Source organism: Planococcus soli, from assembly GCF_016881065.1.
In the GTDB taxonomy this organism is placed as follows: domain Bacteria; phylum Bacillota; class Bacilli; order Bacillales_A; family Planococcaceae; genus Planococcus; species Planococcus soli.
In genome coordinates this window covers 130,254-143,712 of the sequence record NZ_WXYN01000004.1, presented here as the reverse complement: position 1 = coordinate 143,712, position 13,459 = coordinate 130,254, and the positions used below count along the sequence as shown (strand labels likewise).

The 13,459-nt window shown below is 48.6% G+C and carries 13 protein-coding genes; 6 read left to right on the top strand and 7 right to left on the bottom strand.

Features of this window, described 5'->3' with window-relative positions; genetic code table 11:
• The first annotated feature begins 12 nt into the window (after positions 1 to 12).
• The 4 genes from GJB59_RS01710 to GJB59_RS01695 all read left to right on the top strand — a co-directional run bounded on the left by GJB59_RS01710 (position 13) and on the right by GJB59_RS01695 (position 4,733).
• A complete protein-coding gene (locus tag GJB59_RS01710) occupies positions 13 to 1,137 on the top strand; it encodes an amidohydrolase (RefSeq protein WP_142828565.1) in 1,125 nt (374 codons plus the stop codon).
• A gap of 145 nt (positions 1,138 to 1,282) precedes the next feature.
• Positions 1,283 to 2,101 (top strand): alpha/beta fold hydrolase, encoded by an 819-nt coding sequence (locus GJB59_RS01705; protein ID WP_142828564.1) that lies wholly within the window; start codon positions 1,283 to 1,285, stop codon positions 2,099 to 2,101.
• 261 nt (positions 2,102 to 2,362) lie between these two features.
• Complete coding sequence (locus GJB59_RS01700; RefSeq protein ID WP_142828563.1) at positions 2,363 to 3,703, top strand: hypothetical protein; 1,341 nt, start codon at positions 2,363 to 2,365, stop codon at positions 3,701 to 3,703.
• Between the two features lie 58 nt (positions 3,704 to 3,761).
• Positions 3,762 to 4,733 (top strand): class F sortase, encoded by a 972-nt coding sequence (locus GJB59_RS01695; protein ID WP_142828562.1) that lies wholly within the window; start codon positions 3,762 to 3,764, stop codon positions 4,731 to 4,733.
• Positions 4,734 to 4,805: 72 nt separating this feature from the next.
• Here the strand turns inward: GJB59_RS01695 and GJB59_RS01690 are convergent, their stop codons facing one another.
• The 3 genes from GJB59_RS01690 to GJB59_RS01680 are packed head-to-tail and all read right to left on the bottom strand — an operon-like array spanning position 4,806 to position 6,762.
• Positions 4,806 to 5,303 carry a methylated-DNA--[protein]-cysteine S-methyltransferase gene (locus tag GJB59_RS01690; protein WP_142828561.1) on the bottom strand — a complete coding sequence of 166 codons (498 nt, stop codon included), beginning with the start codon at positions 5,301 to 5,303 and terminating at the stop codon, positions 4,806 to 4,808.
• On the bottom strand, positions 5,300 to 6,193 hold the full coding sequence (locus GJB59_RS01685; RefSeq protein WP_142828560.1) for a DNA-3-methyladenine glycosylase family protein: 894 nt from the start codon (positions 6,191 to 6,193) through the stop codon (positions 5,300 to 5,302). The genes GJB59_RS01690 and GJB59_RS01685 overlap by 4 nt, the downstream gene beginning before the upstream one ends.
• Positions 6,190 to 6,762 (bottom strand): bifunctional transcriptional activator/DNA repair enzyme AdaA, encoded by a 573-nt coding sequence (locus tag GJB59_RS01680; RefSeq protein WP_142828559.1) that lies wholly within the window; start codon positions 6,760 to 6,762, stop codon positions 6,190 to 6,192. Before GJB59_RS01680 ends, GJB59_RS01685 begins: the two co-directional genes overlap by 4 nt.
• A gap of 241 nt (positions 6,763 to 7,003) precedes the next feature.
• Here GJB59_RS01680 and GJB59_RS01675 point away from each other — a divergent pair, with 241 nt between their 5' ends.
• On the top strand, positions 7,004 to 7,360 hold the full coding sequence (locus GJB59_RS01675; protein WP_142828558.1) for a hypothetical protein: 357 nt from the start codon (positions 7,004 to 7,006) through the stop codon (positions 7,358 to 7,360).
• 81 nt (positions 7,361 to 7,441) lie between these two features.
• On the opposite strand, the gene GJB59_RS01670 is transcribed toward GJB59_RS01675, so the two are convergent.
• Positions 7,442 to 8,323, bottom strand: a complete 882-nt coding sequence (locus GJB59_RS01670) for a fumarylacetoacetate hydrolase family protein (protein ID WP_142828557.1) — start codon at positions 8,321 to 8,323, stop codon at positions 7,442 to 7,444.
• Between the two features lie 326 nt (positions 8,324 to 8,649).
• Here GJB59_RS01670 and GJB59_RS01665 point away from each other — a divergent pair, with 326 nt between their 5' ends.
• Positions 8,650 to 9,609: a sugar-binding transcriptional regulator gene (locus GJB59_RS01665; protein WP_142828556.1), complete on the top strand. Its 960-nt coding sequence runs from the start codon at positions 8,650 to 8,652 to the stop codon at positions 9,607 to 9,609.
• 118 nt (positions 9,610 to 9,727) lie between these two features.
• Here GJB59_RS01665 and lpdA read toward each other — a convergent pair whose 3' ends face one another.
• From lpdA to GJB59_RS01650, 3 genes are read right to left on the bottom strand one after another with little or no spacing between them, the layout of a single operon-like run.
• The gene (gene lpdA / locus GJB59_RS01660) at positions 9,728 to 11,110 is read right to left on the bottom strand and encodes a dihydrolipoyl dehydrogenase (RefSeq protein ID WP_142828555.1); all 1,383 of its coding nucleotides are present in this window, start codon (positions 11,108 to 11,110) and stop codon (positions 9,728 to 9,730) included.
• 13 nt (positions 11,111 to 11,123) lie between these two features.
• The gene (locus GJB59_RS01655) at positions 11,124 to 12,458 is read right to left on the bottom strand and encodes a dihydrolipoamide acetyltransferase family protein (protein ID WP_142828554.1); all 1,335 of its coding nucleotides are present in this window, start codon (positions 12,456 to 12,458) and stop codon (positions 11,124 to 11,126) included.
• Positions 12,459 to 12,470: 12 nt separating this feature from the next.
• Positions 12,471 to 13,454, bottom strand: a complete 984-nt coding sequence (locus GJB59_RS01650) for an alpha-ketoacid dehydrogenase subunit beta (RefSeq protein ID WP_142828553.1) — start codon at positions 13,452 to 13,454, stop codon at positions 12,471 to 12,473.
• Positions 13,455 to 13,459: the final 5 nt, after the last annotated feature.

Here is a 13,459-nt window from a genome sequence, read left to right as displayed (position 1 = left end):
GGATTTTTATTGATGATCATGATTCAAAATGCGTGTGTGTGGAATGGCAAGGGCGAAATTTCCGAGAATTTTTCTTTATTGATCGATGGTAAAAAATTCATCGGCATGGGGGAAGGCCTGGAATTGCCTGCCGGCTGCAAAACGATTGATGCAGGCGGCAAAATTGTCACACCGGGGCTCATCGATGTCCACACCCACCTCGGGATTACCGAAGAAGGCATTGGAAAAGACGGCAAAGACCATAACGAAACAAGCAGCCCTGCTACGCCGCAGCTGCGTGCAATCGACGGAATCAATCCGTTGGACAGAGGCTTCGAGGATGCACGCCAGGCCGGCATCACCACAGTCCAGGTCATGCCGGGAAGCGCCAATGTCATCGGCGGCGAAATGTCAGTGTTGAAAACAACAGGGCATATCGTTGACGACATGGTCATCCGCTCCCCTTCCGGCATGAAGGCAGCAACCGGAGAAAACCCGAAAGTGTTCCACGGTGGAAAAGGAAAAATGCCGACCACACGGATGGGCGTTGCCGCACTGCTGCGGGAAAACTTGATCGAAGCGAAAAATTACATGGAAAGTGAGAAAAAAGAGCGCAAACTCGGAATGGAGAATTTGGTAAAGGTCTTGAACAAAGATATCCCTCTCCGTGTTCATGCGCACCGGGCGGATGACATTGTCACTGTACTTCGCTTAAAGCGCGAGTTCGGAATCGATGTCACGATCGAACATTGTACCGAAGGACATCAGATTGCTGACTATATCGCAGAGCACGACGTCCGGGTTTCGGTCGGCCCCACTTTGTCGACACGCTCGAAAGTGGAACTGAAGGACAAGCAATGGTCGACGATCAAATCGCTGCTTGATGCAGGAGTGCCGTGTTCGATTACCACAGACCACCCAGTAGTCGGCATCCAATATTTGCTGACAAGCGCCATCCATGCCATCAACCACGGCATTTCGGAGGAACAGGCATTGCGAGCACTAACTTCCGATGCCGCCAAACATCTGGGCGTGGAAAATCGGGTAGGTTCGATCGAAGTCGGAAAAGACGCCGATTTCGTCATTTGGAGCGGCAATCCGTTTGAGCTTCAGCATCACGCGGAAGAAGTTTTCATTGACGGTGCCAAAGTAAATTAAGAAATCATTCCCATTCAATTTATCCTTTGCAGAAGCCGCATAGTCGATGTTTCCAAGAAATCCTCATTCAATTGCAGTTTATTTACTGTCAGCTTAGGGAAGCTTATACACCAATACAGTTTTTAAATTAGAGGAGGAGAAATTTTTGGGACATTATATTGAAGTGGAAGACGGCGTGAAAGTTTATGTAGAAGATGTAGGATCAGGGCAGCCGGTAGTATTCATCCATGGCTGGCCTTTGAACAGCAAAGCGTTTGAGTCGCAGGTCAGCATCCTTGCGCAGCAAAATTTCCGGTTTATCGGCATCGATCTGAGAGGATACGGGAAATCAGACAAGCCGTGGTCAGGCTATGATTACGATACGGCAGCGAGCGACGTTAAAGCGGTCGTTGATCATTTGAAACTCGAGAATTTCGTGCTTGCCGGATTCTCCATGGGCGGACCGATTGCGATCCGCTTTTTAACAAAGTTTGGCCAGCAAGACGTAGACAAATTGCTATTGATGGGAGCAGCGGCTCCAGTGTTCACACAACGTGAGGATTTCAAGATCAACCTGAAGCCTGAAGAAGTGGATGACATCATCAAACAAATCAAAGAAGATCGACCGGCTTTTCTTGCTCAATTTGCGGATATGTTCTTTGAACAGAAAAAATCACCGCAATTCCTGCAATGGTTCCAGCAGCTTGGCCTTGAAGCCGGAGCGCATTCGACCATCAACTCGGCAATTGCATTGAGAGACGAAGACTTGCGCGGCGAATTGAAAGGCATCACCGTGCCGACAGCCATTTTCCACGGGAAAAAAGATCAGATTTGCGCCTATGAACTGGGCGAAGAACTTGAAAAACAAATACCCAATTCAGTTCTTGTTCCATTTAAGGACAGCGGACATGGCATCAATGCAGATGAACCTGAGCGCTTTAACAACGAATTGTTAAGCTTCCTCAGAAGCTCTGGCGTAAAGTAATACGAGTTGTATATGTTGAACTAAAGAAACCTGCTTTTCCCCGGCGCTAAGAGACAGAGTGGATTGGCAGCTATCCTAAATTTTTCTGATGTACTCATATAAGAGTTGGAACATATCAGCAGACGAAAATCATGAATTCAACATATAGATAAGAGGAAAGGACGGATTAATATATCCGTCCTTTTTTTTTGCGAAAATGTGATCTAAATTTCCAACTGCTCCGTTATGTTTATATGAATTCAAAAATGAGGAGTGGTTTTTATGAAATGGAATAAAGTTTTAGTACCTGTACTCGGAGCCGCGTTACTGATTCCCGGAATGGCAACAACCGCATTGGCAGATGAACATCAATTGCCGCCAACAGAAACAACCGGCGTGGAACTTCGCGCAACATTGGATTCCTTGTTATCGGAGCATTATGCACTCGCTGTCGATTCCATGATGAAAATCTATGACGGAGACGAAGCGGCAGAAGCAGCGATAGCAGCTCTTGATGCCAACGCTGCTGACATGGAGCCGGTCATCGCATCTGTTTACGGCGAAGAAGGCGGAGCGGCTTTTGTCGAAATCTTTGATAAGCACAACATGGGTACGGACGATTACGCCGCTGCCGTTAAAGATGGCGATGAAGCCATGCAAGAAGAAGCGTTAGTCGAGATCCAGTCATTTGTTGACGACATGGGTGCATTTCTTGGCACCGCAACAGAAGGCAACCTTCCGGAAGACGGCGCAACTGCTGCTCTTCGTGAGCATGAAGATTTCGTTCAGGAAACATTTGATCTATATGTAGAAGGTGACTACGAAGCGGCTTACACATCTTACCTGGAAGGCTTCACCCAAATCTTTGGAGCCGGAAGCGCCATCAGTGGAGCCATTTCCGCTCAGTTCCCAGATCAGTTCTCTGATCCGAACACACCAGCCGGCGACTTCCGTTCGACAGTCAACCGCATTGCGGCTGAGCATTTCGCTTTAGCGCAATTGAGCATGACAAAAGGCTATAATGGTTCTGAGGACTTTGACTTTGCCGATTGGGCACAAGATCAAAACACAGAAGAGTTCCGTGCAGCACTTGCTTCTGTTTATGGTGAAGAAGCGAGCAACCAATTTGTTGAACTTTGGAACAACCAGCACATCTCCGTACAAGGTGACCTTGCCACTGCAGCAGCAGCTGACGATCAGTCCGCTGTCGAAGAAGCGACAGGTACTTTGACCAGCACGTTTGCAACAGACCTAGGGACTTTCCTGAACGGCGCAACGGAAGACCGCATGCCTTTGGATGAAACCATTGCAGGCGTACAAGCACATGAAACTTCAGTTGTGGATACGTTCCAGCAATATGTTTCAGGCGATTATGCCGCATCTTACGAAACATACCGTGCAGGCTATGCCATCATGTTTGATATCGGCAAAGGATTGAGCGGCGCAATTGTTGATCAATTCCCTGAGAACTTTGAAAACGCGGCACCTGAAAAAATGCCGGCAACAGGACTTGGCGGCATGGCTAACCAGTCGAATACAATGATCCTTTGGATTACATTAAGCACAATGATCTTATTGGCAGCTGGAACAATCACGTACCGCCAAACCAAAAACCAGCAATAACAAATTCAGGGAGGGCCAGTGGCTCTCTCTGTTCCTGATTGGAAAGGAGGAAATGCAGATGAAGCAGCTTGTCACTATGGGAACAGCCATCATTTTATGTCTCGCTTTGTTCATCATTTTAAAGCCTTTGGCTGCCAGCCCAACGGTTGAAGAAAAGGTTGAACCCGTTGAATCCACTGTGCAAGCCGAGCAAGAGGCAGATGAGGAAGAGGTATCCGGCAACTATGTCGACAAGATCGCGGAGTTTCCTATCCTTCCGGAACAACGGGAAAAGCTGCAAATGCTGCAGCGGGAACGCCAGGAAAGCATAAAAGGCATGGAGCCTTCCCAGATTGAAGTTCCTTCTATCGGTGTCAAAGCGGCCATCGAGCCAACCGGCATTTTGGATAACGGCGAAATGGGGGTGCCGGAAGATGTAGATCAAGTTGGCTGGTTTGAGCCTGGCTTTAAAGCGGGCGCAAAAGGCAATGCCGTGTTGGCTGGACATGTCGACAGCTTGACGGGTCCGGCTGTCTTTTATGAGCTGACGGATGTAAAGGTTGGGGAAACCGTAATTTTGACGGATGCCGATGGACGCGAGATGGTTTTTGAGGTGAAGAACCTGACCAGCTACGAAACCGATGAAGCACCAATCGAAGAAATCTTCGGCAACTCGGACAAGCGAATGATCAACTTGATCACCTGCACCGGTGATTTTAACCGCGACATTGGATCACATGAAGAACGCCTGGTCGTTACAGCCGAATTGGTTTCCGATTCAAGTGTCAAAGAAACACCGCCAGAGCCCCCTGCAAATGTGGCGGCTACTGCTTTCAACATCTCCTGGCACGCGGTGCGTGACGACGCTATTATCGGCTACCGCATCTACGAGGAAGATATTGAAACAGGCGAAATAGAGAAAATCGAAACTGTCTCGCTGTTTGACAGAAAGAAAGTCGAACTCGAAACGGATGACTCAAAACGCTATTTCGTCACTTCGGTGGATGTCGATTTGAATGAATCTGAAAAAGCGGAAGCGCAAGTGAAGTAGGAAACACAATAAAGCACGAGCAAAACAATAATGAACCCCAGCTGATTTTGATCAGCTGGGGTTCATTATTGTTTATTTTAGGGTTTGAGCATGTTCTGCAAACTCTTTTTCATGGCGGAGCAGCCACTCTTTTCGGGTCAGCGTGCCCGCGTATCCTGTCAGCTTCCCGGTGGAACCAATGATGCGGTGGCAAGGTACGACAATGGTGAGCTTGTTTTTGCTGTTGGCGTTCCCTACCGCCCTCACTGCTTTGTCGCTGCCGATCGCTTTGGCAATTGCCCCGTAAGAGACGGTTTCGGCATATGGAACTTCGGTTAATGCCGCCCATACTTTCTGCTGGAATGGGGTGCCGGTAGATGTGACAGGAAAGTCGAATTCCATGCGCTGTCCCTTAAAATATTCTTCCAGCTGCTGCTGGCAATCCACAATCACCTGCGGGCTGCCCGGATCGACCGGAACATCCACTGTGTTTTTTTCACTGAACAGGATGGAAATGATGGCGTCGTCTGTTCCAACGATTTCCACGATGCCGATGGGGGATTGAAATTCAGCGTGATGCAATCCATTCATAATAAAGACCTCCATAGATAGAATGTGGCATATGCCTGCCACCCTTCCCAGTTTTTCGCAAGCACTGTAATTTCTTCGATTGTCGGCTTCCGGTCCATTTCCAATTGCGCCTTTAAAGCATTGTGCAAGCCAACATCCGCCAGTGGAAAGGCCGATTGGCTGTGCAGGCATTTCATCATGACGTAATTGGCCGACCATGCACCAATTCCCCGAAGTTCTAATAATGAGCTTTCCATATCCGTTTCCTGGAGCAGCCGTTCCTTTTTCAAATCGCCTGTTGCCATTGCTGATGCAATGCCCAGAATATATTCCGCTTTCCTGCCGGTAAGCTGCAGCGCTCTTAAATCAGCGACATCCAGCGCAGCGATGGTCTCAGCGTTTGGAAACGCCCAATATTTCTCGCCTTCGTAAACGAGCGATTCTCCGTAATTCTCGACAAACCTTTTCTTCAAGGTATAGGCGAACGTAAGATTGATCTGCTGGCCCATGACCGCCCATACGAGTGCTTCGAACAAATCCGGAACGCCCATGACCCGCAACCCGTAATATTGCTGGACCACTCCGCCCAACACCGGATCCGTTTCCGCCATGGCATAAAACCCACGCAAATCTGTTGCCAGATCAAACCAGTCCTCCACATAGGCAACAGCCCTCTTTCTTTCAGCTTCCGGCGGAGCGCCAAGCGGAAACTCGATGCGCAAAGCTCCAGCCACGGACATTACGCGAAACAGCACAAGCTGCCCATTAAGCTTCAGCAGCTTGGTGACAACTCCGTCTTTAAGCTGGTACAAGTTTTCCTGTGAAGATCGGCCAAGATGAACAAGACATTCCTCAAAATTAAAATCAGCAGGCGTTTTGATTTCTACAAACAGCGCTTCACCCTGTCTCATGAAGAAACCGGCTCGCTTAGCTTCCGGAATTCATGCGGAGAGTGAGCTTTGAGCTTGCGGAATATTTTATAGAAATTGGATGGGCTTTGAAAGCCTGTTTCAAAACACACTTCAAGATTGGATAAGCTGGTTCGCTTCAACAGTTCGGCCGCCTTGTCGATCCGGATCTTTTCCAGGATGGTCCGGGGAGTTTCCAAAGTTTCCTGTTTGAACACACGCTCAAGGTAAGACGGACTCATGCCGACATGAGCAGCTATATCCTGCAAGCTTATGCTTTCCCGATAATTGGCCGTCAGGTATGCCATCACTTGGCGTGTAAGTTCTTCGTCAGGTGAATATTCCGTTTCCGGCTGGCATCTTTTGCATGCCCGAAATCCTTTTTCTTCAGCTTCAGCTATGGTCAAATAAAAATCGACGTTGATCTTTTTCGGTTTCCGGGACCGGCAGGATGGACGGCAATAAATTTTGGTTGTTTTAACCGCTGTGTAAAAAAGGCCGTCATACTTCCGGTCACAGGCCATGACTTTTTCCCACATCTCATCAAAGGAAAAATTTATTTTTTCCATCATCTGGTCTCCCTCCACATGAATTAGGCGCTTCTCTTCAATATACTCTTTGCCTCATTATATCCCAGAACTGTGCAATCTTCAGCTTTGCGCTTTCCTTGTTTTCTTCATTCTATAACCATGAAGCGGACCATGCATCCTCAATCTTGCCTTTACGGTCTGAAAAATTGCGAGTGAAAAAATTTTACTTCCAGCCCCATTCTCTTATAATGGGTAAGATGTCTATGAAAGAAGGAATAAGTTCATGATACAAATTTTTTGGTACGTTTACGCTGCACTTCTGGCTACGTCCACGATTGCATTTTTCATTCATGGCGGCTATAAAAGCCCAGTTTTTCTGATTGACCTGGCATTTACGGTCATTGCCTGGATTGGCCTGTTCGGATTTGTGACCCATTTCCAGATTTTCACGCCATTTGCCTGGCAAGTGATTCTTGGCGCAGTGGTGTTATGGGACCTGCTGTTTTTCTTCTTTATCAAGGCGCATTTCACTGAACAAGAGCCGGAAGCCGGTACGCTTTCCATGACCGTCTTTTCAGGACTGTTTATGCTGATATTGCTCGGCCCACTTTATTACGCTTTATTCCAATACGCATTCTAAAGGCTCTGTCCTGCCGAATGCCAAAGACCGCCTGCATCCAATTTCCATTGGACATAGGCGGTCTTTTTTTATGGCAAAATCCTACCCTTTCAGATCCTCCACCGGGTTCTCCAAAGGTTCAAAGCCATCAATTCGGCAGCCCACCACGTCGCCTTGCCTAATTACCACAGCGCCCGGGGTTCCGGTTGAAATAATATCACCTGGCAGCAAGGTCATGACTTTGGAATGGAAGGAAATCAGAAATTGCGGCTGAAAAGTCATATTCGATACCGTATTTTCCCTGTGTACTTCCCCGTTGATCATGGTGGCCACTTTCAGCGCAAGAACGTCGTCCACTTCATCCGGCGTCACGAGATGCGGGCCGAAGCTGAAAAACGTATCAAAGCTTTTGGCACGCGTTAAATACCGCGGGTTTTTCTGCAGAATGTCTTCGGCTGTCATGTCGATGATTGTCGTGTAACCGGCAACAACATCCAATGCGTTTTCTTCCGATACATCTTTGCATGTCTTGCCAATGATGATGCCGAGTTCAGATTCTGCAGTAGTGCGCTCGGATTGCAACGGCACCTGTACCGTTTCGCCTGGCCCAATAATCGTGGTGGCTGGTTTCATGAAACTTGCCGGTTCTGTACTTGGTGACACTTCATGGAGGTCAGCTGCATGCTCCACATAATTCAAGCCAATTCCCCAGATTTTCTGCGGACGGCGATAAAGCGGAGCATAGCTGACCTGATCAAAAGGCAGGAGCAATTCCTTAAAAGATTCCTCTTTTATTTTTTGCTGAAATTCATCCTGAAACCAATGATTCAACGCACTCAACTGATCGGATTCCATCAATTCCAATAAATTGGTTGCCCACTGCTGGTTGAATGTTTTGTTTAACCGCTCAAATGTCACCACCCCTGTTGGCAGCACTAATGCGGCCGTTTCCTGACCCTGTTGTTTGATTGTTGCTAAGCGCATTTTCCATTCCTCCCTTTCATCTGCAAGAAGCTTTTTCTAATGAGCCCATTAATTTGAAAACTTGTATCCTTTTTATTTTAACTCAAAAAATGCCGGAAAATTCTATTATTTCAAAGAGAGTTAAGCTGTAAAGCTTCTTTAAAAGAAATTCAGGCAACTTTTGGGTATAAAAGTGAACATTTTAAATGCATCTTTCCCCGCCAGACTGCGCAATCCCTGTCACGGCGGTGTACAAAGGAGCTTGGAAAACGTATAATAAGGACATGAAAGCGGTTTATAAGATGGCTTTATACCCGCAAATCGGACTCTGACGAGAAGGTGCTACGATGATGAATTGGGAAGAACGCAGACAGATCGTAAAGGTCGCTAACCTCTACTATTTCGACGGTCAAACCCAGGCGCAAATCGCCAGTAAGATGGGCGTCTCCCGCCCAGTCATTTCAAAATTGCTGAACAAAGCAAGGGAAATGGGCATTGTGGAAATTTATATCAAGGATGAAAACGCGCATACTGTGGAGCTGGAGCAGCAGCTGGAGAAAACCTATGGACTTAAGGAGGCACTGGTTGTGCCAGCGGCCAATTTGAGCACTGAAATGGTCAAGCATGCGCTCGGTAAAGCAGCGTCTTCCTATGTGTCGAAAAATATTAAAGACATTAAATCACTGGGTATTTCCTGGGGCAGCACCTTGTCCAAGTTTGTGCAAGAATATCCCTTTGAACAACACCGGGATTTACAGATTGTCCCGCTGGTGGGAGGAATGGGCCGAAAATTTGTGGACATCCATTCGAATCTGCTTGCTTACCAATTGGCACAGAAGATGAACTCCTATTGTTCCTATTTATACGCACCCGCAATGGTGGAATCACTGGAACTAAAAGAGCGCTTGGTTCAGTCGGAAGATATTGCGATGGTTCTGAAAGAAGGACGCAGCGTGGAAATGGCAGTGGTGGGACTTGGCAATCCGTTTGAAGGCTCGACAATGACTGAGATGCAATATTTGACTTCGGACGATTTGGATTCTTTAAAGCTCGCTGGGGCGGCAGGAGATATCGGTTCACGTTTTTATGACGCGGACGGCTACCAGATCAAACATCCGTTGAATGATTTGGTTATTGGCCTGGATCTTGAAGAATTTAAAAAAATACCGCAGGTTATCGGCATTGTCGAAGGTGCCCATAAAGTGGAAAGCATACGCGCTGCTTTAAAAGGCGGCTACCTGGACGTATTGGTTATCGATGACGTAACAGCAGACTTGCTGCTCCACCCCCCGGGATCAACTGACTGAACTTATTTATAAAAGCCGATTGGTCCGATGCTTTGAGCATCGGACCAATCGGCTTTTTTATAAACCAGTATACTGGCTCTTTGATTGTTGTCCAGATTCTGCGGACGCCTGCGCATTTCTAATGATGTACGCCTTTTCCGAGCCAGGAAGCAGCAGCTTCATAAAGACTTTCTGAAACGGTCGGATGTGCATGGATCATCGATGCCAACTCGTCTACTGTTCCTTCTAACCGCATATAGGCAGAAGGCTCCGCAATCATTTCGGTCACATGTGGACCAACCATGGAAACGCCCAGGATTTCGCCATACTTGGTATCGGCTATTAGTTTGGTGAAGCCTTCCTTTTCGTCCAAAGTCAGGGCCTTGGCGTTTCCAGCATGATCGACCTTCACCACTTTATAGGAAATCCCTTTTTGTTCTGCCTCTTCTTCCGTCATCCCAACGCTTGCAATTTCTGGGCTTGTATACACACAGCGCGGCACGACATGATAATCGATTACCTCTTTTTGCCCCGCTGCATTGGCAGCAGCAACCAGTCCTTCAGCGCTTGCTACATGGGCAAGCTGCCAATTGCCGACCAGGTCCCCGGCTGCGTAAATATTCGGCAGGCTCGTGGCCATGTATTCATCCACTTTTACAAAAGGCCCATTCATCGCCAAGCCCAGTGAATCGAACGCCGACGTATTTGGAGATCTGCCGACTGACAGCAGAATCATTTCTGCCTGCAAGGTTTCTTTCTGTCCTTTTTGGTTTTCGGTATGAACCAGATGAGGGCCGCTTCCATGTTCCACTGCCGTTACTTTGGTCGATGCCAAAATAGAAATCCCTTTCTTTTTCAGCGACTTCGCCAGCACTTTTGCAGCATCGGAATCTTCGCTCGGCACAATCCGTCCGCTCATTTCAACGATGGTCACCGGTACACCAAGTGCCGCAAAGATGCATGCAAACTCCACGCCGATGATGCCGCCACCGACGATAACCATCGAAGCTGGAATGTCCGTGATGCTAAAAATTGTGTCGCTGGTGTGGTAGTTTTCTTCTTGCAGCCCTGGAATCGGCGGAACAATCGGTTTCGAACCGGTGGCCAAAATGATTTTATCAGCTTTGACGGTTTCTTCTTTGCCGTTTTGATCCACTCGAATGATGCCATCCGGCTGCACTTCTCCATAACCGTTCAAGACATCAATTTTTCCTTGTTTCATCAAATAGGCGATGCCCGTCCGCAGTTTTTGAATAACCTCGTCTTTGCGTTGCATCATCTTGGACATCGATACTGTTACAGGCCCTGTTTCGATGCCCCAGCTTTTGGCTTTCTCGATGTTTTCTATGACTTCGGCGTGCCGCAGCAAGGTCTTGGAAGGAATGCAGCCGCGATTGAGGCATGTCCCGCCCAGCTCCCGCGCCTCCACCAAAGCCACTGTCCTGCCCAGTTTAGCTGCTCTGATAGCAGCTACGTAGCCTGCCGGTCCACCGCCGATCACCGCCACTTCATATGTCTTCAATAGGATCGACCCCTTATATTAATAATTCAAATGGATTTTCGAGCACCGCCTTCAAATCCGTCAAAAAGGCGGCCGCAGGGGCTCCGTCAATGACGCGGTGGTCAAATGACAGCCCGACTCCCATCATGGGACGCAGCACAATCTGGCCGTTCAGGGCGACCGGCTTTTCATTGATTCGGCCGATTCCAAGAATCGCCGATTCCGGTTGATTGATGACGGGGTTGAATGTATCGACCGCGTACATTCCAAGGTTGCTGATAGTAAAGGTACCGCCTGACATTTCGTCAGGCTTTAATTTGCCGGCTTTTGCTGCCTGTCCTGCTGTTTTGCAGGCGATAGTCAGTTCAGCCAATCCTTTTCTGTCTGCATCTTTAATAACTGGCACCAACAGGCCATTTTCAAGTGCTACCGCCAATCCAATATTAATGGCGCCATGATGGACGATTTCATTGCCTTCCAAGGAAACATTGATGTTCGGGTGGCGTTTTAAGGCATGTGCCGTCGCTTTCAAAATGATTTCTGTATAGCTGAGGCGGTAACCGGTCTGTTGTTCAATCGGCCCCAGCAATTGTTTGCGCATGGCTACTGCTTCAGACATATCAATTTCACTGTTGAGCGTAACATGCGGGGCGGTCGTTTTGCTGTGGAGCATCCGCTCGGCCACTGCTTTTCGGATCCCTGCCATTTTCACACGTTTAGCCGGTTGGGCTCCAAGAGCGGCTGGCTTGCCAGCCTTTTCTACGTCTGCCCGGTAAATTTTCCCGCGCGAACCGGTTCCGGCGACTTGCTGCAAGTCCACCCCTTCAGCCGCCGCTACTTTTTCAGCAAGCGGCGTAGCACGGCTGGCAACGGCGGCAGCGGCAGCTGGGGCAAAGCTTTCAACATCCGCCTGGTGAATCCGGCCGTTCGGACCCGAGCCGTCGACTTCGGTAAGGTGGATTTCCCTTTCCCGGGCGACTCTTCTGGCAGCCGGAGTTGCCCGGACTTTTTCCGGCTGTTCAGAGGGGTTCTCCGTCATTTCGGGCTCTGGCTGCTGTTCCGGCGTTTCCCGGGCGGCGGGCTTGCTGCTGACGCCCGATTCTCCAGGAGGCGAATCGGGAACTTCTTCTCCCGCTTCGCCGATATAGCCAACAACATGGTTGATCGGCACTTCATCGTCTTCCTCAAAATAGCGTTTCAAAAGAGTTCCTTCTTCATAGGACTCGACTTCGATGTTGATTTTATCGGTCATGATTTCAAACAGCGGTTCCCCGACTTCGACCAGGTCCCCTTCTTCTTTGAACCATTGAAGCAGTGTACCGACTTCCATGGTGCTGCTGAGCTTCGGCATGAAAATTTCTTTAGCCATCCTTTTTCCTCCTTACAGGCGGTTTAGCGTTTCTTTGACGGCTGTCACGATATCAGCCACTGCTGGAACCGCCGCTTTTTCCAGCTCCGGATTATAAGGAATCGGAACCGCTTTGCCGCCCAGCCGCTTGATGGGTGCATCCAAATAATCAAAGGCTTCACTTTCCGCAATCAGGCTGGCAATTTCGCCGCCGAATCCGCCGCGCTTTACCGCCTCATGGACAACCACTAAGCGCCCGGTCTTTTTGACGGATTGAACGATGGTTTCAATGTCGAGAGGCACAAGCGTCCGGGGATCGATCACTTCAACATGGATCCCCTCTTTTTCGAGCTCTTCAGCCGCCTCCAGCGACTTGTGGACCATGAATGCAGTAGCGACGATGGTTACATCCTCACCTTGTTTTTTGATATCAGCTTTGCCCAGTGGAATTGAATAGGCTTCTTCCGGAACATCGGATTTTGTCCGGTAGCAAAGTTTATGTTCGTAAAAGATGACCGGGTTGTCGTCGTCAATCGCTGCTTTCAATAATCCCTTGGCGTCGTAGGCTGTTGACGGCTGCACCACTTTCAGGCCGGGAATATGTGCCATCCAAGCCTCCAAGCTTTGCGAATGCTGTGCTGCTGCTCCAGTTCCAGAACCGGCTGGCGTCCGGAGCACCATTGGAACTTTTCCTTTACCGCCGTACATATAGCGAATTTTTGCTGCCTGATTGACCATATTGTCCATCGCAATGGTCATAAAATCGGAAAACTGCAATTCCAGAATCGGACGCATTCCGGTTAATGCCGCTCCGACCGCCGTACCTGAGATGGCCGCTTCTGAAATAGGCGTATTGCGGATCCGTTCCGGACCAAATTCCTCAATCATTCCGCGTGTAACACCGAATGCGCCGCCATAGACTCCGATATCTTCGCCTAGCACAAACACATCTTCGTTTTCACGCATTTCCTGGCTCATGGCTTCTCTTACTGCTTCTAAATAGGTCAGCTCTCTCATGCGTC